The following is a 19076-nucleotide window of genomic DNA, read 5'->3' as shown; positions in this document are numbered from 1 at the left end:
GTAAGCTGTTGGTTTCGTATTAAGCTCGCGGACTTACCTAGTGAGACCAAAAGAGTAGAGATTATGGCAATCACCGCTGCAGACAAGGCGAAGATCGTCGGCGACTTCCAGCAAGCCAAGGGCGACACCGGCTCCCCCGAAGTGCAAGTTGCACTGCTGACCGCCCGCATCAACGGCCTGACCGACCACTTCAAGGCCAACACCAAAGACCACCACTCGCGCCGTGGTCTGCTCAAGATGGTTAGCCAGCGCCGCAAGCTGCTGGACTACCTGAAGGGCAAAGAGTTCGACCGTTACCGCAGCCTCATCGATCGTCTGGGTCTGCGCAAGTAATGTTTCTGGCCGGTCGTGGCGCCCGTTCAGTCATGAATCGGGCGTTCCCGAACTAGGCGGACCAAGCCGGCACCCGAGTGGGCAAGCCGGCTTTTTGCATTTCTGGTTCTCTGCGGTTCGCTCCCCCACCGGCCTGACGCCTTCCTTGCAAGACTGATCCAGCGACTCGCCCCCGCGCGCGCCAGTTGCGGTGCGCGTACGTCATAGAAAGGAATTCAAAGTGCCTACAGCCATCAAGAAAAGCTTCCAGTACGGCCAGCATACCGTGACCTTCGAAACCGGCGAGGTTGCTCGCCAGGCTCACGGCGCCGTTATCGTGACGATGGACGACACCGTTGTCATCGCCACCGTCGTGGGTGCCAAGGACCCGAAGCCGGGTCAGGACTTCTTCCCCCTCACCGTCGACTACATGGAGAAGTTCTACGCCGCGGGCCGTATCCCCGGCGGCTTCTTCAAGCGTGAAGGTCGTCCGACCGAGAAGGAAACGCTGACTTCGCGCCTGATCGACCGTCCGATTCGCCCGCTCTTCCCGGAAGGTTTCTACAACGAAGTGCAGGTCGTTGCGACCGTGCTGTCGCAAAACCCCGAAGTGGATGGCGACATCCCGGCGATGCTGGCAACTTCGGCCGCCCTCGCAATCTCCGGTATTCCGTTCAATGGCCCGATCGGCGCCGCACGCGTCGGTTACGCCGACGGGCAGTACATCCTCAACCCCACCGCTACGCAACTCCAGACCAGCCAGATGGATCTGGTTGTTGCCGGTACTGAAGTCGGCGTGCTGATGGTGGAGTCCGAAGCCCAGCAGCTTCCCGAAGACGTGATGCTTGGCGCCGTGGTGTTCGGTCATCAGGAAATGCAGAAGGCCATCCAGGCCATTCACGAACTCGTCGAAGTTGCCGGCAAGCCGGCTTGGGACTGGGTAGCTCCGCCAAAGGACGAAAACCTGGTGGCGCGTGTGCGCGAAGTTGCCCAGGCCGACCTTGAGGCCGCTTTCGGCACGACCAGCAAGTCGGCCCGCAGCGCGATGCTCAAGGAAGTGACCAAGAAGGCCATCGCCGCCCTGGTGACGGGCGAAGAAGGGGCGCCGAAGGATAACGACGTCAAGAACGTGATCTTCGAACTCGAATCGAAGATCGTTCGCAGCCGCATCCTTGAAGGTCAGCCGCGTATCGATGGCCGCGACACGCGCACCGTGCGTGGCATCGACATCCGCACTGGCGTGCTGCCGCGCACGCATGGCTCCGCGCTCTTTACGCGTGGTGAGACGCAAGCACTTGTCGTCGCTACACTGGGCACCGGCCGCGACGAGCAGATCATCGACGCGATCACGGGTGAGTACAAAGAGCGCTACATGCTCCACTACAACTTCCCCCCGTACTCGACCGGTGAAACCGGCCGCGTCGGTTCGCCGAAGCGTCGCGAAATCGGCCACGGTCGTCTGGCCAAGCGCGCACTCGCTGCCGTGCTGCCGGATGCCGCTGAATTCGGTTACACGATCCGCGTCGTGTCTGAAATCATGGAATCGAACGGCTCCTCGTCGATGGCTTCCGTCTGCGGCGGTTCGCTCGCCATGATGGACGCCGGCGTGCCGCTGAAGGCACCCGTCGCCGGTATCGCGATGGGCCTGATCAAGGACGGTGGCCGCTTCGCCGTGCTGACCGACATCCTTGGTGACGAAGATCACCTCGGCGACATGGACTTCAAGGTGGCAGGCACCACCACTGGCGTGACCGCACTGCAGATGGACCTGAAGATCGACTCGATCAGCCCGGCCATCATGAACAAGGCGCTGGAGCAGGCCAAGGAGGGCCGTCTGCACATCCTGAACCTGATGAACCAGGCGCAGGGCGGAGCCCCGGGCGAACTGTCGGCCTACGCGCCGCGCATGACGTCGTTCAAGATCAACCCCGAGAAGATCCGCGACGTGATCGGCAAGGGTGGCGCCGTGATCCGTGCGCTGACCGAAGAAACCGGTTGCGTCATCGACATCCAGGACGATGGTACCGTGACCATCTCCTCGACCGATCAAGCCAAGTCTGACGAAGCACGTCGCCGCATCGACGCGATCACCGCTGAAGTCGAAGTCGGCAAGATCTACGAAGGCCCGGTCGTGCGTATCCTCGACTTCGGCGCCATCGTGAACATCATGCCGGGTCGCGATGGCCTGCTGCACGTCTCACAGATCGCCAAGGAGCGCGTCAATGCCGTGTCCGACTACCTCAAGGAAGGTCAGGTCGTGCGCGTCAAGGTGCTCGAGACCGACGAGCGCGGCAAGGTCAAGCTGTCGATGAAGGCCTTGCTCACGGAAGAGGCGCCTGCTGCAGCAGAGTGATCTGCCGAAGCGCGCCACGCAGTAAAGAAAATGCCCCGCAACGCGGGGCATTTTCTTGCGGCCGAGGGTTCGCGCTGACGCTCTTGCGTTGAAGACCTTCTCAATCAGCTCTTGCGGTTGGGGCAATCCTTGCGGGTGCACTCGGCGTACAGGTGCATGGCATGGTCGCGCAGCTTGAAGCCACGTTCTTCGGCTACCGAATGCTGGCGCTCTTCAATGGAAGTATCGAAGAACTCTTCCACATGGCCGCAGTCCAGACAGACGATGTGGTCGTGGTGCTGGCCTTCGTTAAGTTCGAAAACGGCTTTGCCCGATTCGAAATGGTGGCGCTTGAGCAGGCCTGCCTGTTCGAATTGTGTCAGGACGCGGTATATCGTGGCCAGGCCGACATCCAGCTCCTCCGCCAGCAGCAGGCGGTAGACGTCTTCGGCGGTCAGGTGACGTTCATTGCTGCGTTGGAAAAGATCAAGGATCTTCAGGCGCGGCAGGGTGGCCTTGAGGCCCATGTTCTTGAGGCTCTGGGGGGAGGCCATGGTGAGCTCCGATGGGGTGGCGCGGGAAGAGCGCCTTGGCCCCTATGATATAGTCTCAGGCTCGCGTTTGGCGCATCTGCCATGCGCATTCGGGTACTTCGGGCAGGGATCGATAGTGGCGGCAATGATCAATAAGGGACATACAGGCAAGCTTGTTGCGGCATGCAGGACTGCGTGCGTCTGGGCGGCTCCTTTGCTGCTGGCAATGACGCTGTCGGCCTGCTTCTCCCTCTACCGGGTGGACATCCGCCAGGGCAACCAGATCTCTCAGGAGATGGTGTTCCAGCTGCGTCCCGGCATGACTGAGGAGCAGGTGCGTTTCATCATGGGCAGCCCGCTGTTGCAGGATCCGTTCCGCAACAATCGCTGGGACTACGTCTATCGCTTTTCCCCCAAGGGCAAGCTGGAGGAGTCGCGTCGCGTTACGTTGATGTTTGCGGATGGCAAGCTGGTCAGCATCGAAGGTGACGTGATTGCTGCCGTGACGCCGGACGCTGCTTCGCAGCCCGCTGCAAAACCCTGATCACCGGGAATTTTCATGACAGTCAAACTTGCAATTGCCGGTAGCTCCGGCCGCATGGGGCGCATGCTCATCGAGGCGAGCCTGCAGACCGAAGGGGTCCAGCTGGTTGCGGCGCTGGATCGTGCTGATAGCGTATGGATTGGCCGAGACGCTGGCGAATTCAACGGTGTGAATACCGGCGTGGCGATCAGTTCCAACGTGGCCGAAGCTTTTGCCAAGGCCGACTGCCTGATCGACTTCACGCGTCCCGAGGCAACGCTCTTGCACCTGCAGGCCGCACGCTCAGCCGGCAAGGGCCTGGTGATCGGCACCACGGGTTTCAAGGCCGAAGAAAAAGCGCTGATTGCGGAAGCCGCACATGAGATTCCCATCGTCTTCGCACCGAACATGGCCGTGGGCGTGAATGCTGTCTTCAAGCTGCTGGAAGTGGCGGCGCAGATTCTCAACAGCGGCTACGACGTCGAGGTCTATGAGGCGCATCACCGATTCAAGGTAGACGCCCCGTCCGGCACGGCGCTGCGCATGGGTGAAGTGGTGGCGCGCGGCTTGGGCCGCGACCTGGAAAAGTGCGCTGTTTATGGCCGTGAGGGCGTGACGGGCGAACGTGATGCAAACACCATCGGTTTTGCGACGGTGCGTGGTGGCGACATCGTGGGTGATCACACGGTGACCTTCGCGGCATTGGGTGAGCGCGTCGAGATCTCGCACAAGGCGGGTAGCCGCATGCCCTATGCGACGGGGTCGATGCGTGCGGCGCTGTTCCTCAAGGGACGCAAGAATGGTCTTTACGACATGCAGGACGTGCTGGGGTTGACCTGAGCGTTTGAGGCGTCGACAAAAAAGCCGCAGGCATGCCTGCGGCTTTTTTCTTGGACATTCAGTCAGAGCCTGAAGGCGCCGGCGACGCTGTTGAGCTTGCCGGAGAGGGTGTGCAATTTCTCAGCCGAATGGGTCATGCTGGCCACAGCGTTGTTATTGTTTTCAACCATGCGAGCGATGCGGTCGATGTTGTTGGCGATCTCGCTGTTGGCGTTGTTCTGCGCGCGCACTGCGGGGGCAATGGCATCGAGCTCGCTGGTTGCACGGGCTACGGCATCTGTAGCATTGGCCAGCGCGGCCATGGTCTCGTCCATGCCTGCCCGGCTGTTGCCGATGGTGGTCAGCCCGTGTGCGACCGAGCTTTCAAGATCGACGGCCTGAGCATTGAGTGTGGCGGTGATGGCGTCGATCTCTGCCGCGGACTGTCCCGATTTTTCGGCCAGTTTGCGTACCTCGTCGGCCACCACGGCGAAGCCACGACCCGCCTCCCCGGCGCGCGCGGCTTCGATGGCGGCATTAAGGGCCAGCAGATTGGTCTGGTCGGCGATTTCACGCACCTGGCGTGTCATCGAGCTGATGCGCTGCATGCTGCGCAGGGACTCCTGTGATGCGGTGGCAACGCGCTGAATCACGTGCGCAGTCTCTTCGATGACCTCTTTCACGTCCTCCAGCTTGTTCTGCACGTTGCGGGATTGCTTGAGGCTATCGTGAGAGAGTCGATTGGCGTTCTCGGCGTTTTCGGTGATGTCGTCCATTGAGCGCGACAGCGCCTGCATCGACGCCGCAGTCGAGCTGGCGGCCTGGGACTGCTCGAGCGAGGAATCGGAGACCTTGACCGCGTCGTCCGCTACGGCATCGACTCCCTGCTTGAGAGTGACCGCGCCCTCGCGCATCTGGGCGATCAGGCTGCCGAGGTCTTTGCGTATCGTCTCAGCCGAGGCGGCAACAAGTGCGAACTCCGTGCAGTGCTCGAGGCTCACCGCACGACTGAAATCGCCGGCGGCAAGGCGCTTCAGATCATCTGCCAGGAGCTGGGTACGGCGCACCAGGTGAGTCTGCAGCACCCACATGAAGCTACTGAACGCAACGATGCATACCAGGCCCATTACGATGCAGCCGACCCACATCGCGTTGCTCGCGCTGCCCAGTACCGCTTGAGTAGCAGCATTGCCCGCGCTGGCTTTCTGCAGCGCTTGCCCAAGCATATCGATGCTGCCGGAGAGGGAGGAGACCAGGATGCCCGCTGTCAGCAAGACGAAGGTCGTGCCGGCGCCGGAAACCAGCAGAAGCTGATTCCGCATGCTGTTGAATGTGCTGCCCATGAAACGCTCCTGTGCCGGTCTGGTACCTACCCGACGGATTACGGCAAACGCCGGAGCCCCTTTAGGGGGACCGGCTGCGAATTTTGACGCACTGGATCAAGAGTCGCGTTCTGTTTGCCGTAGTTACCGGATATCACCAGATGTCAGGGGTCGCAGATGGGCAGGCGCCGTGAAGAGGAAGAGCACGAGAACCACGAGCGCTGGCTCGTTTCGTACGCGGACTTCATTACCCTGTTGTTTGCATTCTTCGTCGTGATGTATGCCGTCAGCTCGGTCAACGAGGGCAAGTATCGCGTATTGTCCGACTCCATAGTCCAGGCCTTTCGCGCCGATGCGAACGTGGTCGGCATGGTCATGATTTCGCCCCCGGCGCCCAACGGCATGCCCGTTGCCGCGTTGAGGCAGAAAGTGTCAGCGGCCGACGCGGCTCGCGACGCTGCACGCAAGAAGCAGCGCGAGAAAGTGCGCAACATGGCCGAAGACATCAAGCGCGTGCTGGAACCCCTTGTGCAAGGCGGTGCCGTGCACGTGACGGAGGGCGTGCACGGCGTGTCAGTCGAGATCAACGCCAGTGTGCTCTTCCAGCCAGGGGACGCAACGCTTGGTGCGCAGGCGACACGCGCCTTGCAAGCCGTAGCCAGTGTGCTGGCGCAGGCCGATTTCCCCATCACGGTGGAGGGGCATACCGATACCCTGCCGATCAAAAGCTCGTCCTTCCCGTCGAACTGGGAGCTGTCCGCTGTGCGTGCCTCGTCCGTAGTACGTCTCTTCGTCGGTAGCGGTGTTGATCCGCGTCGGCTGACGGCGGCGGGTTATGGCGATCAGCGCCCCATTGCCGACAACGGCAACGCCGAGGGGCGTGCGCGGAATCGTCGCGTGACGATCCTCATCGAGTCGATGCTGCCCGAAGTGGCGACTGACGATACGGCATCGCCGCCTGATGCGTCTGGCGGGGCGCTGGGCATGCCGGCGGATCTCAGCCTCCCGTCCTCCAATCCCTGATCAATTCCCCGGAGGGCAAGGGAGTTGAGGCATCATGACAGCGTTCTTGTCATGACTGGCCGCAGTGAGCTTTCTTCGACTTTCCCGCCCTGATGGCAAGCGTTCTCCTGTGCGGGGCATGCTGATTTACGCGTTGGCATTGCTTTTCTTTGCCGGCATGGATGCCATTTCCAAGTTCCTTGCCGTACGCCATCCCGTGCCGTTCGTGGCCTGGATGCGTTACCTGGTGCAGTTGCTGCTGATGACGGCCATTTTTGCGCCTGTCATGGGGCGCGAACTGGTCATCCTGCAGCGTCCGGGTCTTGTCGTGCTGCGCGGCCTGTGTCTGGTCGGCATTACGCTGTTCATGATGTTCGGCTTGCAGCGCCTGCCGCTGGCTGAGGCGACATCAATCGTGTTCATCGCCCCCTTGCTGGTCGTCGTCGGTGCAAAGCCGATTCTCGGAGAGCGAATCGGCAAGGCGCGCTGGCTGGCGGTCTCAGGTGGTTTCGCCGGTGTGCTGCTGATCATCCGGCCAGGCAGTTCGCTGGACCAGTTGGGCGTAGTTTTCGCGATGCTCACCGCCAGCTGCATGACGGCGTATCAGCTGCTGACCCGCGTGCTGACGCGCAGCGAGAACTCGGTGGCCATGCTCTATTACAGCGGCGTCGTCGGTACCATGCTCTTCACCCTGAGCCTGCCCTGGTATTGGGCAACCTACATGCCGCCCTGGCAGGAGATGGTGTTGCTGTGCAGCTTCGGCACACTGGGGTTTTTAGGGCACCTGTGCTTCACGTTAGCGTTCCGCGACACACAGGCCTCGACGCTGGCGCCATTGACCTATGTGCAGTTGCTGTGGGCTGGCCTGTTGGGCTGGCTGGTGTTCGGGCAGCGCCCGGACTCGATTGCCTTGTGCGGCATGGCGATCGTTGGCGCCTGCGGCGTGATCGTGGCGCTGACTCAGCCCTCGGTCGGGCGCGGGTAGGGATAGATCGTCGACAGCGCTTCCGAGCGCCCTGAGGGCTGCACGATGCGCACATGTTCGCGGCGGAATTCGCGCGCATGCCGCAAGCCACAGGAGTGGGCAATCATGTCGATTTCGCGGTTCATGTTTGTTGCGTAGTTGGCGACGCGCGTTGCCTTGTCCTCGACGACCAGACCGCGCTGCAGCCTTTCGTTATGCGTCGTGACGCCTGTTGGACAGGTGTTGGTGTGGCACCTCAACGCCTGAATGCAGCCCAGGGCGAACATGAAGCCGCGTGCCGAATTCACGAAGTCGGCACCGCAAGCGAGCGCCCAGGCCGCGCGTGCCGACGTGACGAGCTTGCCCGAAGCAACGACCTTCACACGGTCGCGCATGCCAGCCGCGAGGAGGCTGTCGACCACGCGTGGCAGGGCCTCGTTGATCGACAGCGCGACGTGATCGGCCAGCGCCTGTGGAGCCGCGCCCGAACCGCCTTCGCCACCGTCTATGACGATGAAGTCGGGAGCGTCGTGCAGACCGCGCCGCAGCGTTGCGTCGCAGAGTTCGTTCATGAACTGCCAGCCACCAATCGCGGTCTTGATGCCTACCGGCTTGCCTGTGATGTCGCGTACGCGCAGTACGAAATCCAGCAACTGGTCTGCGTTAGCGATTTCCGGATGCCGGTTGGGGCTGATCGAATCAACGTGTACCGGGATGCCGCGAATGCGTGCGATTTCTTCGGTGACCTTGCCGCCGGGCAACACACCGCCCTTGCCGGGCTTGGCGCCTTGAGCGAGCTTGATTTCGAAGGCGCGCACCGTATCGTGAGCGGCGAGCTCGCGCAACTTGTCGAGAGACAGCTTGCCGTCCGCCTCCCTTACGCCGTATTTGGCTGTGCCGATCTGCATGATGACGTCGCAGCCGCCATCGAGATGATGTGGCGACAGCCCGCCTTCGCCGGTATCCATCCAGCAACCGGCCGTTGCCGCTCCGTGTGACAGCGCGCGGACTGCCGGTGCCGAAATGGCGCCGAAGCTCATGCCGCTGACGTTGATGATGGATCGCGCCTCGAAGGGCTTGTCGCAATGCCCCGCACCGATGAGCAGTGGCGGCGTCGGCAGCCGGTCCTCTTCGAGCACGGGGAAGGGCGCATTTACGAAGATCAGCGCTCCCGGCTCCTGCAGCCGGTAAGTGGAGCCAAAGCCTATGGTGCCGCCCTCATTCTTGGCGAGGCGGTAGACCCACGAACGCGTCGAGCGGTCGAATGGCATCTCGTCGCGGTCGCCAAGAAAGAAGTACTGCCGGAAGTATTCGCCGAGCTGTTCGAAGAAGTAGCGCAGTCGCCCGATGATGGGGAAATTACGCAGGATGGTGTGCTGTTTCTGGGTGATGTCCCTGACGTACCAGTAGATCAGCAACAGACCCAAGAGCAGTGCGAGCAGCGTGCCGAGCCCTACGCTGAGGATGGTAAACAGACCCCCTGAGACTTCCATCACGTCTTCCTCCCCGCGTGTAGAATTGGCATCCCGCTACCTCCCGGACAGAGCACATGGAAATGAATCAACAACTGCGCGTCGAGATTCAACGGGAAGTTGCCAGCGCACTGGCCGAAGACATCGGCACGGGCGATCTTACCGCACAGCTGATTCCGGAGACCGCGTCGGCTACAGGACGCGTGATCACGCGCCAGGACGCCATCGTCTGCGGCACTGCCTGGTTCGACACGGTCTTCCAGATGCTCGAGCCGGAGTCGTCGGTCGTCTGGCACGTCAAGGATGGAGAGCGCGTGGCGCCCGGCCAGCGACTGTGTGACATCTTTGCCAGCGCCCGCTGCCTGCTGACGGCGGAGCGCACGGCGCTCAATTTCCTGCAGTTCCTGTCCGGTACGGCGACGACCACGGCGCGGTTCGTGGCGGCAGTGGCCGGCACGCGTGCGCGAATCGTCGATACGCGCAAGACGCTGCCGGGCTTGCGTCTGGCGCAGAAGTACGCAGTTGGCGTTGGCGGCGGGCAGAACCACCGCATCGGCCTGTATGACGGCGTGCTGATCAAGGAAAATCACATCATTGCCGCCGGTGGCGTAAAAAAAGCCCTGCAACGTGCCGCGAAGATTGCGCCATCGAATGCCTTCATCGAGATCGAGGTCGAAAGCCTTGCCGAGCTGGGCGAGGCGCTGGAGGCGGGCGCCAAGATGATCCTGCTCGACAATATGTCGATCGAGGAAATGAGCGAGGCGGTCAAGGTCACGTCGGGGCGGGCGCTGCTCGAAGCCTCGGGCGGTGTTAACCTTGAGCGTGTGCGTGAAATTGCCGAGACCGGTGTGGACCGGATTTCGGTTGGCGGTCTGACGAAGGATGTGCGGGCAATCGACCTGTCACTGCGTCACATCGAGGAATGAGGGAGAGAGGACTGTCATGTGGTTCTACGTCTATTACGTCGTTGCAATCGTGATTCTGCTGCTGCAGTTCACGGGCTTTCTTGCACGTCGCAATCTTGAGTGGCTGGTTTATGTGCTCGCTGTCACCGTGTTTCCGGCCGTGCTTTATCTCTGAGCACGGACGGCAGGAGAAATAAAAAAGCCCGGGCAAGCCCGGGCTTTTTTATTTCTGCGGAACCTGTCGATCAGGCGAAGTTCGCGGCAGCAAAGTCCCAGTTTGCGAGGCTGGTCAGGAAGACCTCGACGAACTTCGGGCGGGCGTTGCGGTAGTCGATGTAGTAGGCGTGCTCCCACACATCGATGGTCAGCAGAGCCTTGTCGGCGGTGGTCAGCGGCGTGCCGGCGGGGCCGGTGTTCACGATGTCGACCGAGCCGTCGGCCTTCTTCACCAGCCAGGTCCAGCCGGAACCGAAGTTGCCTACGGCGCTCTTCGTGAAGGCTTCCTTGAAAGCGTCGAAGCTGCCCCACTTGGCGTTGATGGCATCCGCCAGGGCGCCGGTCGGAGCGCCGCCGCCAGCGGGTTTCATGCAGCTCCAGAAGAAGGTGTGGTTCCAGATCTGGGCGGCGTTGTTGTAGATGCCACCGGAAGACTTCTTGACGATGTCTTCAAGCGAGGCGTTTTCGAACTCGGTACCCGGAATCAGGTTGTTCAGGTTGGTTACATAGGCCTGGTGGTGCTTGCCGTAGTGGAAATCGAAGGTCTCAGCCGACAGGTGCGGTGCGAGAGCATCCTTGGCATAGGGCAGGGGGGGCAGGGTATGGGCCATGTTGTTACTCCTTGATTGGGGGTCGGAAAACCTGAGCATTTTAGTCGGGAGTTCCGGGGGCTGACAATCTGCGTGACGGTCGAGCCCGCGTTCGCGCCATGGTCATTCCCTATCGACCCGGGTGATTTTTGCTTGGGCGGCACTTGTGCAGAACTGCAGTGAGACGGCGTCATCGGGGTGCAGTGTGGTCGCGTCGCGGACAATGGCGCCGTCGACATTACGTACGATGGCATACCCCCTTTGCATGGTCTGTCGCGGGTCGAGGTGGCTGATGGCCGCAGCGAGTTGTTCGACGCCTTGCGCCTTGCGCTGTTGCTGCAGTTCGTGGGCATGGCGCATACGCCGGGCCAGGGCCTGGATCCGCGTTTGACGGGCTTGCGTGTCGGGAATGCGGCGTTGCAGGCGGCTGGCAAGCTGGGTGATGTCTTGGGCGAGGCGGTTGTTGTGAGCGGCCCGGTTGTGCAGCAGGCGCAGCGCAAACTGCGTGAGCTGGGCCTGGCTGGCTTGGATGCGCGTGCGAGGGTGCAGCAGGCGGTGGTCCAACAGATCAACGCTCTGGATGGCGCGCTGCAGCTGTTGCGACGAGGCGCGCAGCAGGGACTGCGCGGTCAGAGCCAGGGTCTCGCGCAGGGTGGCAATGCCGCTGCTGATCTGCTCTGCCGCGGCGGTCGGTGTGGCAGCCCGCAGGTCGGCGGCGAAGTCGCAGAGGGAGACGTCGGTTTCGTGACCGACGCCGCTGATGACGGGCAGGGGACAGGCATGCACGGCCCGCACCACGGCCTCTTCGTTGAAGGCCCACAGGTCTTCAAGGCTGCCGCCACCACGACAGACGATCAGTGCTTCGCAATGGTCCAGGTCGCGGCGCTCGCCAGCGACGTTGATGGCCGCCGCGATCTCCGCCGCAGCGCCATCACCCTGCACTCGCGTCGGGTAGAGCACGACTTGCAGGCCGGGGGCGCGCCTTCGCAGCGTAGTCAGCACGTCGTGCAGGGCGGCCGCCTGGGGCGACGTTACGAGGCCGATGCAGCGTGGCAGGCGGGGCAGGGGGCGTTTGCGGGCGGCGTCGAACAGACCTTCCTCTTCCAGCCTGGCCTTGAGGCGCATGAAAGCTTCGAAGAGGTTACCCATGCCCGCCTGGCGGATGCTGTCGACCGATAGCTGCAGGTCGCCCCGTGGTTCATAGACCGTGGCCTGCGCGCGGACTTCGACCTGCATACCCTCGCGCAGCTGGAAGGCAAGCAGCTGGGCGCGGTTGCGCCACATCGTGCAACGCAGCTGGGCGTCACTGTCCTTGAGCGTGAAATACAGGTGCCCGGAGGCTGCGCGCGTCAGGCTGGAGATTTCGCCGCGGATCCAGCCCAGGGGGATGCCCTGTTCCAGATGAAGGCGTATCCGTCGGACAAATTCCGACACCGGGACGGGCTGGTTGCCGACGTTGGCGACGTTGTTCTGCGGGGAATTCATCGCCGGATTCTAGCGATTTTCCATTCTTGTGCAGCGTGCGATAGCGCGCAGGCACCGGGTTGGGGGAAATTCGCGGTTGACAGATTTGCGAATGTATAAGTATATGATTTTTAACGACTGTAACCGTAGCTTAATTTTTGATCGCCGTATCAAAAATCCTTCTGCGACGCCTACTTGGCGCATACGTCCAAAAGCTACCCACACAGTTGTCCACAGATTTTGTGGATTGTCACAGTGACGGCAAAAGCAGCACTCGGGTTGTCCCCTGCACGTTGGGCAGCAGCCGGCCCCGAAGGCGGCGGCGGGGCTTCCGGCGTCCTTGCCAGACCTCCGTCCGGCTTGCTGCCCTTGCCGCGTGACTGCATGAAAGGCTAAAGTCTCGCGCTCGAATGATCACTGGAGTTTGCTCGTGCTGGAAATCATCCGCGCTGCCGGTTGGCCCATCTATTTTCTGTTGCTGGCCTCGGTGATCTCGCTGGCTCTCATCATCGAACGGGCCATTTCCTTGCGCCGCTCGGTCATCGTGCCGCCGGGCTTCCTCGAAAAGCTGATTGGCGAGCTGCGCCAGGGCGGCGTCTCCGACGACCTGGTCAAGCGCGTGCATGCGCACTCGCCCTTGGGGCGCGTGCTGGCAGCGGGTCTGCGCAACGTGCGTTCGACGCGCGAAGTGATGAAAGAGTCCATTGAAGAGGCTGGTCGCGCTGTGGCGCATGACTTGGAGCGCTTCCTGACGACGCTGGGCACCATTGCCACCGTCAGTCCGTTGATGGGCCTGTTCGGCACCGTCATCGGTATGATCGAGCTCTTTGGTGCGCAGAATCCCACGGGCGGCGGTACCGATCCGCAACAGTTGGCACACGGCATTTCGGTGGCGCTCTACAACACCGGTTTCGCCCTGATGATCGCGATCCCGTCCCTGATTGCTTACCGTCACTATCGCGCGCAAGTCGACAGCATCATTCTCGACATGGAACAGCAGGCGATCCGCCTCGTCGATGTGATCCACGGCGAGCGCCGTACCGCCCCGAGCAAGCAGGAGCGCTGATGAACTTCGGCCGCGGTCGTTCGCGCGAAGATCTCGAGATCAACCTGATCCCGCTGATCGATGTGCTGCTGGTGATCATCATCTTCCTGATGCTCACCACCACCTATTCGCGTTTCTCGGGTCTGGAAATCAACCTGCCGACGGCAGACGCCAAGACCAACCAGGACAAGTCTCCCGAGATCGACGTGGTCGTGACCGCGCGCGGCGAGATCCTCATCAATCGCGTCCCCGTGCCCAGCAAGGAGGTCGACGCAATTGCCGACGTCCTCAAGCGTGCCGCACCCGAAGGCTCGACCAAGCCGCCTGTGATCGTCATCAATGCTGACGCGCAGACGCCGCATCAGCGTGTCATCGACGTCATGCAGGCCGCACAGCGCGCTGGTCTGCCCTACGTTTCCTTCGCTACTCAGGCCGGGCGCTGAGCGCTCATCGGCCTTGCATGGCTAGCCTTACCCGTTCAGCGCCCGCCTGGTGGGCTGATCGCGGCTGGCGCAGCTGGCCTTGGTTGCCGCTGTCGGCCTGTTTCGCGCTGCTCGTAGCCTTCCGTCGTCTGGCCTACCGGCTGGGCTGGCTCTCGGTCGAACGCGTCCCCGTTCCCGTCATCATCGTCGGCAACATCGCCGTGGGTGGCAGCGGCAAGACGCCCACCGTGCTTGCGGTTGTCGATTGGCTGCAGCGTGCGGGCTGGCGACCGGGCATCCTGTCGCGGGGCTATGGCGGCTCGCTGACCGGACCGGCTGCCGTACGGGCGACATCGCTGGTGTCAGAAGTTGGTGACGAGCCTGTGTTGATGGCCCAACGTGCCGGAGTCCCGGTCTGGATCGGTCGTGACCGGGTGGCCGTTGCCAAGGCTTTGCTCGCGACACACCCCGAAGTCGACGTGCTGGTCAGCGACGACGGCTTGCAGCATTACCGGCTGGGGCGCGATGTGGAGCTGGTCGTGCTCGATGAGAGCGTGCTGGGCAACGGTCTCCCTCTGCCGGCCGGCCCGCTGCGCGAGCCGCTGTCCCGTCTGGCGTCTGCGCAATTGTTATTGCTGCACGGCCCTGTCAGTGCTGGCCTGGCTGCGCGACTGCCTGCCATTCCCCAGGCGGGTCTTGGCTTGCAGGCAGGCCGTTTCTACAGGCTCGACGATCCTTCGCAAACCCGTTCGGCCGCAGACTTTGCGGGGCTTCGGCTCAAGGCGCTGGCCGGCATCGGCCGACCCGAGCGCTTCCGCGAGACCTTGCTGGCGATGGGCTTGCCGCTGACCACCTTTGAAGCTTTTCCGGACCATCACCCCTATGTGAGCAACGATCTGGCGCTCGATGGTGCGGAAGCTCTCCTGATGACGGAGAAGGATGCGATAAAATGCGCCGGCCTGGCACCACAGGAAACTTGGGTGCTGCCGGTGGATGCCGACGTTGACCTGACGTCCCTTGAGTCCCTTTTGAAGCCATCGCATGGATCCCAAACTGCTTGATATCCTCGTTTGTCCCGTCTGCAAGGGGCCGCTCGATTATCGGCGCGAGGCGCATGAGCTCGTCTGCCGTCCCTGCCGCCTGGCGTACGCCATCCGCGATGGCATTCCGGTCATGCTCGCTGACGAGGCGCGCGAGCTCACGCCAGACGAAGCGCAGCAGTGACATTCAAAGTCGTCATTCCGGCGCGCTACGCGTCGTCGCGCTTGCCCGCCAAACCGCTGGCTGACATTGCCGGTAAGCCCATGGTCGTGCGCGTCATGGAGCGCGCCTTGCAAGCCGGTGCCGGTGAGGTATGGGTCGCGGCGGATCATCCCGAAGTGGCTGCAGCTGTCGAAGCGGCTGGTGGCAAGGTGCTGATGACGCGTGAAGATCATCCCAGCGGGACTGACAGATTGGGCGAGGTCGTCGATCGCCTGGGCTGGGGCGACGCAGAGATCGTTGTGAATGTGCAGGGCGATGAGCCTCTGATCGAGCCCGCTATCATCCGCCTGGCTGCGGCCGCGCTAGAACACGATGCCGAAGCCGCCATCGCAACCGCCGGCCACGCTATTCATTCGCTCGAAGACTTCCTCAACCCTGCTATCGTCAAGCTGGTACGAGATGCCGCAGGACGTGCCATGTATTTTTCGCGCGCGCCCATGCCCTGGCCGCGCGATGCCTTTGCTGGTGGGCCACAGGCGCTGCCTGCAGGATTGCCCGTGTTGCGCCACGTTGGCCTGTATGCGTATCGTGCGGGGTTCCTGCGCGCCTATGCGCAGCTGGCGCCGTCGCCGTACGAACAGATCGAGATGCTGGAGCAGCTGCGCGCGCTCTGGCATGGTTACAGAATCCGCGTAGAGTTGCTCGAAGCCGCTCCGCCCGGTGGCGTGGATACGCCGCAAGACCTGGCGCGCGTGCGCGCTGTTTTCACGAATTCTGCAGGCTGAGCCAGCCTGTCATCTGAGGGGAGAGCACACATGCGTCTGATCTTGTTGGGACCGCCGGGGGCGGGCAAGGGCACGCAGGCCAAATATATTTCCGAGACCTTCGGCATTCCGCAGATCTCCACCGGAGACATGCTGCGCGCCGCCGTCAAGGCGGGTACGCCGCTCGGGCTTGCCGCCAAGGCCGTGATGGATGCCGGTCAGCTGGTGTCGGATGACATCATCATTGGTCTCGTCAAGGAGCGCCTCGAACAGCCGGACTGTGCCAAGGGCTACATGTTCGACGGCTTCCCGCGCACCCTGCCGCAAGCCGATGCGCTAAAGGCTTCAGGCGTGAAGCTGGATGTGGTGCTCGAAATTGCCGTGCCCGATGGCGAAATCGTCGAGCGCATGAGCGGTCGTCGCGTGCACCCGGCTTCGGGTCGTACCTATCACGTCAAGTTCAACCCGCCCAAGGTGGCCGGCAAGGATGACGAAACCGGTGAAGACCTGGTGCAGCGTGATGATGACAAGGAAGAGGTCGTGAAGAAGCGCCTCGACGTCTATCACTCCCAGACCAAGCCTTTGGTTGCCTACTATTCGGACTGGGCTGGCACGGGCGACATGACTGCGCCGCGCTACGCCCGCATCTCCGGACTCGGCAAAGTCGAAGACGTTACCAAGTCGGCGCTTGCGGCCCTGCGTGGCGCATGATGTTGCGCTGAATCGGACGCGATGAAACGGGGCTGCGGCCCCGTTTTGTTTTGGATGACTCAGGCTGCGGCGCGCCGTTTGAAGTCTGCGAGGCGGAAGCCCAGCGCAAATAATGTGACGAAGTAACTACCCGCACCGGCGAAGGTGAGGCCTGTCAGCCACAGCAGCCGACGGCTGGTCGGCGCGTGCAGCCAGTCCTGTTCAGAGCCCATCGCGAACCACAGCACGACACCCATGACGCAAAGTGCCAGCAGCAGTTTGCCGCTGAATGCCCACCAGCCCGGCTGAGGCATGAACACCTCTTTGCGACGCAGGCCGCGATACAGCAGCAAGGCGTTGAGGCTGGCCGCAAGACCGATGGAGAGTGCCAGCCCGGCATGGCGCAACGGGCCAACCATCACGAACAGTACGTTCATCACTTGTGTGGCGAACAGCGAAATGATGGCGAAGCGCAAAGGCGTGCGGATGTCTTGTCGCGAGTAGAAGGCCGGTGCCAGGATTTTTACTAGGATCAGGCCGCACAATCCGACGCTGTACGCCACGAGCGCCTGACGCGTCTGCAGAACGTCAGATGCCGAAAAAGCCCCATGCTGGAACAGGGTCGACGTCAGCGGAACGGAAAGGATGCATAGCGCCAGCGCTGCCGGCAGTGTCAGCAGCAGTGCGAGTCGTAGCCCCCAGTCCAGCATGCTCGAAAAGGCCTCCTTGTCTCCTGCCGCATTCAGGCGTGACAGGCTGGGCAGCAGGATCGTCCCGAGTGCTACGCCCAGCAGGCCTGCCGGAAACTCCATCAACCGATCCGCATAAGTCAGCCAGGACACGCTGCCGGTCGGCAGCCACGAAGCAAACGCAGTATTGATCAGCAGACTGACCTGCGCTACCGAGACGCCCAGTGTGGCAGGGCCCATCAATTTGAGAATGCGAATGACGCCGGGATCCCGGAAATGCAGATCAAAGCGCGGCAGCATGCCGATACGCGCTAGCGCCGGAATCTGGATTGCCAGTTGAAGGCAACCGCCAATGAACGCTCCCCAGGCCAGTGCTGTGACCGGCTTGTCGAACCAGGGCGCGGCAAAAAGGGCCATGACGATCATTGCTACATTGAGCAGGACGGGCGTGACAGCGGGGATCGAGAAATGACTCCAGGTGTTCAACACGCCGGCTGACAGAGCCACCATGGCCATGAAGAAGATGTAGGGAAAAGTGACGCGCGTCAGTTCGACGGTGAGTGCGAACTTCTCCGGGTGATTGGCAAAACCGCTGGCGGTGGCCTGAATGACGAAGGGAGCACCAATTACCCCTAGCACGGTGATCAGCAGAACGATGACACCCAGCAGGGTGGCAACGCGGTTGACTAGCGTATGGGTATCGGCCTCGCTACGTTGCGTGCGGTATTCGGAAAGGATGGGCACAAAGGCCTGAGAGAACGCGCCTTCGGCAAACAGGCGTCGCAATAGATTGGGCAGGCGGAAAGCGACGTTGAAGGCGTCTGTCATCATGCCGGCGCCGAACAGGTTGGCGATCAGGACCTCGCGAACGAGGCCGAGAATACGGGACAGCAGAGTCAGGCCGCTGATCTTGGCCAATGCCTTGAGCAGATTCACTTAATAGGCGAGCGGAAAAGGGGGGGTGGCCCGGATGATAGCCTGCGGCAGGTGCTTGCAAAGCAGTGCCGGCTGAATTATGATTGCCGGCTCTCGTTAAACCGAACCGGAAGAATTGCCATGGCCAATACGGCTCAAGCTCGCAAGCGCGCACGCCAGAACGATGCTGCCCGTGCCCGCAATACCAGTCTGCGCTCCCGTCTGCGCACGGCCATCAAGGCTGTTCGCAAGGCGGTTGAAGCTGGCGACAAGGCTGCTGCACAACAAGTGTTCCAGCAGTCCGTCAGTGTGATCGACAGCATTGCTGACAAGAACATCATCCACAAGAACGCCGCGGCTCGTCACAAGAGCCGTCTGTCCGCTGCCGTCAAGGCACTGGGCGCTTCGGCTGCTTGATGCTTGCCTGACCTGCCTTCCGGCGGGTCAGTGCAAGGCAAAGAAAAAGGCGATGCTCGGCATCGCCTTTTTGCGTTAGCTGCGCCGCTGCAGGCTCAGTTGATGGCGCCTGTGGTGGGATCGTCTTCAGCGTAGGCCACCTGCAGCTCGTTATCCTTGGCGAAGTTCACAAGGAATTTGTAGGCCAGCGGTTCAAGCTTGTAGAGCCGAACGTCCACCATCACGCATTTCTCGCCGCCAGGCATGCTGCCCGGGCGCACGTACGGCGAAAATTTCATTTTCCGGTCTGCGCCGAAGACGGACATGATGCCGCACAGTCGGTCTGCCCAGTCGCTGGGGCGGAATTGCTTGCCGTCCTGGGTTCTACCGATGATGGTGAAGCTCGCGATGATTACGGACATGGGCAACTGAAGCGCGTCTGGCGGGCTTGAGGGCAGGGAGCTGGAGTGCGGCTGGATTTGCGTATGCATGCAGTGC

22 protein-coding genes are annotated in these 19076 nt (G+C 62.0%); 15 read left to right on the top strand and 7 right to left on the bottom strand.

Annotation, left to right across the window (positions count from 1 at the left end; translation table 11 throughout):
- The first annotated feature begins 63 nt into the window (after positions 1–63).
- Positions 64–333 carry a 30S ribosomal protein S15 gene (rpsO, locus tag ABEA02_RS17480; RefSeq protein WP_345534385.1) on the top strand — a complete coding sequence of 90 codons (270 nt, stop codon included), beginning with the start codon at positions 64–66 and terminating at the stop codon, positions 331–333.
- Between the two features lie 220 nt (positions 334–553).
- The gene (gene pnp / locus ABEA02_RS17475) at positions 554–2665 is read left to right on the top strand and encodes a polyribonucleotide nucleotidyltransferase (protein WP_345534384.1); all 2112 of its coding nucleotides are present in this window, start codon (positions 554–556) and stop codon (positions 2663–2665) included.
- 104 nt (positions 2666–2769) lie between these two features.
- On the opposite strand, the gene fur is transcribed toward pnp, so the two are convergent.
- Positions 2770–3198 carry a ferric iron uptake transcriptional regulator gene (gene fur, locus ABEA02_RS17470; RefSeq protein ID WP_345534383.1) on the bottom strand — a complete coding sequence of 143 codons (429 nt, stop codon included), beginning with the start codon at positions 3196–3198 and terminating at the stop codon, positions 2770–2772.
- Between the two features lie 205 nt (positions 3199–3403).
- Between fur and ABEA02_RS17465 the strand changes: the two genes are divergently transcribed.
- Both ABEA02_RS17465 and dapB read left to right on the top strand, forming a co-directional pair.
- On the top strand, positions 3404–3721 hold the full coding sequence (locus ABEA02_RS17465) for an outer membrane protein assembly factor BamE (protein WP_345534382.1): 318 nt from the start codon (positions 3404–3406) through the stop codon (positions 3719–3721).
- Positions 3722–3736: 15 nt separating this feature from the next.
- Positions 3737–4540: a 4-hydroxy-tetrahydrodipicolinate reductase gene (gene dapB, locus ABEA02_RS17460; RefSeq protein WP_345534381.1), complete on the top strand. Its 804-nt coding sequence runs from the start codon at positions 3737–3739 to the stop codon at positions 4538–4540.
- 62 nt (positions 4541–4602) lie between these two features.
- Here the strand turns inward: dapB and ABEA02_RS17455 are convergent, their stop codons facing one another.
- The gene (locus tag ABEA02_RS17455; protein ID WP_345534380.1) at positions 4603–5862 is read right to left on the bottom strand and encodes a methyl-accepting chemotaxis protein; all 1260 of its coding nucleotides are present in this window, start codon (positions 5860–5862) and stop codon (positions 4603–4605) included.
- Positions 5863–6018: 156 nt separating this feature from the next.
- Between ABEA02_RS17455 and motD the strand changes: the two genes are divergently transcribed.
- Together motD and ABEA02_RS17445 are read left to right on the top strand one after the other, a co-directional pair.
- Positions 6019–6864 (top strand): flagellar motor protein MotD, encoded by an 846-nt coding sequence (gene motD / locus ABEA02_RS17450; RefSeq protein WP_345534379.1) that lies wholly within the window; start codon positions 6019–6021, stop codon positions 6862–6864.
- 118 nt (positions 6865–6982) lie between these two features.
- Positions 6983–7828: a DMT family transporter gene (locus tag ABEA02_RS17445; protein WP_345534378.1), complete on the top strand. Its 846-nt coding sequence runs from the start codon at positions 6983–6985 to the stop codon at positions 7826–7828.
- Here the strand turns inward: ABEA02_RS17445 and ABEA02_RS17440 are convergent.
- Positions 7804–9300: an FMN-binding glutamate synthase family protein gene (locus ABEA02_RS17440; protein WP_345534377.1), complete on the bottom strand. Its 1497-nt coding sequence runs from the start codon at positions 9298–9300 to the stop codon at positions 7804–7806. The two genes, ABEA02_RS17445 and ABEA02_RS17440, sit on opposite strands and share 25 nt — an antisense overlap.
- A gap of 56 nt (positions 9301–9356) precedes the next feature.
- Here ABEA02_RS17440 and nadC point away from each other — a divergent pair, with 56 nt between their 5' ends.
- Together nadC and ABEA02_RS17430 are read left to right on the top strand one after the other, a co-directional pair.
- Positions 9357–10205, top strand: coding sequence for a carboxylating nicotinate-nucleotide diphosphorylase (gene nadC, locus ABEA02_RS17435; RefSeq protein ID WP_345534376.1), 849 nt, complete (start codon positions 9357–9359; stop codon positions 10203–10205).
- A gap of 16 nt (positions 10206–10221) precedes the next feature.
- Entirely contained in the window at positions 10222–10359 is a 138-nt protein-coding gene (locus ABEA02_RS17430) for a hypothetical protein (RefSeq protein ID WP_345534375.1), read from the top strand.
- A gap of 70 nt (positions 10360–10429) precedes the next feature.
- On the opposite strand, the gene ABEA02_RS17425 is transcribed toward ABEA02_RS17430, so the two are convergent.
- The gene (locus ABEA02_RS17425) at positions 10430–11011 is read right to left on the bottom strand and encodes a superoxide dismutase (protein ID WP_345534374.1); all 582 of its coding nucleotides are present in this window, start codon (positions 11009–11011) and stop codon (positions 10430–10432) included.
- Positions 11012–11113: 102 nt separating this feature from the next.
- The gene (xseA, locus tag ABEA02_RS17420; protein ID WP_345534373.1) at positions 11114–12475 is read right to left on the bottom strand and encodes an exodeoxyribonuclease VII large subunit; all 1362 of its coding nucleotides are present in this window, start codon (positions 12473–12475) and stop codon (positions 11114–11116) included.
- A 409-nt stretch (positions 12476–12884) separates the two neighbouring features.
- Here xseA and ABEA02_RS17415 point away from each other — a divergent pair, with 409 nt between their 5' ends.
- The 6 genes from ABEA02_RS17415 to adk are packed head-to-tail and all read left to right on the top strand — an operon-like array spanning position 12885 to position 16599.
- Positions 12885–13520 (top strand): MotA/TolQ/ExbB proton channel family protein, encoded by a 636-nt coding sequence (locus ABEA02_RS17415; RefSeq protein WP_345534372.1) that lies wholly within the window; start codon positions 12885–12887, stop codon positions 13518–13520.
- Positions 13520–13942 (top strand): ExbD/TolR family protein, encoded by a 423-nt coding sequence (locus ABEA02_RS17410; protein WP_345534371.1) that lies wholly within the window; start codon positions 13520–13522, stop codon positions 13940–13942. Before ABEA02_RS17415 ends, ABEA02_RS17410 begins: the two co-directional genes overlap by 1 nt.
- A gap of 17 nt (positions 13943–13959) precedes the next feature.
- Entirely contained in the window at positions 13960–14982 is a 1023-nt protein-coding gene (gene lpxK / locus ABEA02_RS17405; RefSeq protein WP_345534370.1) for a tetraacyldisaccharide 4'-kinase, read from the top strand.
- Entirely contained in the window at positions 14963–15145 is a 183-nt protein-coding gene (locus tag ABEA02_RS17400) for a Trm112 family protein (protein WP_345534369.1), read from the top strand. The genes lpxK and ABEA02_RS17400 overlap by 20 nt, the downstream gene beginning before the upstream one ends.
- Positions 15142–15909, top strand: a complete 768-nt coding sequence (gene kdsB, locus ABEA02_RS17395; RefSeq protein ID WP_345534368.1) for a 3-deoxy-manno-octulosonate cytidylyltransferase — start codon at positions 15142–15144, stop codon at positions 15907–15909. Before ABEA02_RS17400 ends, kdsB begins: the two co-directional genes overlap by 4 nt.
- A gap of 30 nt (positions 15910–15939) precedes the next feature.
- The gene (gene adk / locus ABEA02_RS17390; protein WP_345534367.1) at positions 15940–16599 is read left to right on the top strand and encodes an adenylate kinase; all 660 of its coding nucleotides are present in this window, start codon (positions 15940–15942) and stop codon (positions 16597–16599) included.
- Between the two features lie 59 nt (positions 16600–16658).
- Here the strand turns inward: adk and murJ are convergent, their stop codons facing one another.
- Complete coding sequence (gene murJ, locus ABEA02_RS17385; RefSeq protein ID WP_345534366.1) at positions 16659–18203, bottom strand: murein biosynthesis integral membrane protein MurJ; 1545 nt, start codon at positions 18201–18203, stop codon at positions 16659–16661.
- Between the two features lie 120 nt (positions 18204–18323).
- On the opposite strand from murJ, the gene rpsT reads away from it, so the two are divergent.
- Entirely contained in the window at positions 18324–18599 is a 276-nt protein-coding gene (gene rpsT, locus ABEA02_RS17380) for a 30S ribosomal protein S20 (RefSeq protein WP_345534365.1), read from the top strand.
- 95 nt (positions 18600–18694) lie between these two features.
- Here rpsT and ABEA02_RS17375 read toward each other — a convergent pair whose 3' ends face one another.
- Positions 18695–19000: a DUF3579 domain-containing protein gene (locus ABEA02_RS17375; RefSeq protein WP_345534364.1), complete on the bottom strand. Its 306-nt coding sequence runs from the start codon at positions 18998–19000 to the stop codon at positions 18695–18697.
- Positions 19001–19076: the final 76 nt, after the last annotated feature.

Origin of the sequence: Viridibacterium curvum, assembly GCF_039544165.1 — a bacterium.
Classification (GTDB): Bacteria; Pseudomonadota; Gammaproteobacteria; order Burkholderiales; family Rhodocyclaceae; genus Viridibacterium; species Viridibacterium curvum.
This window is presented reverse-complemented; position numbering and strand designations above follow the sequence as displayed.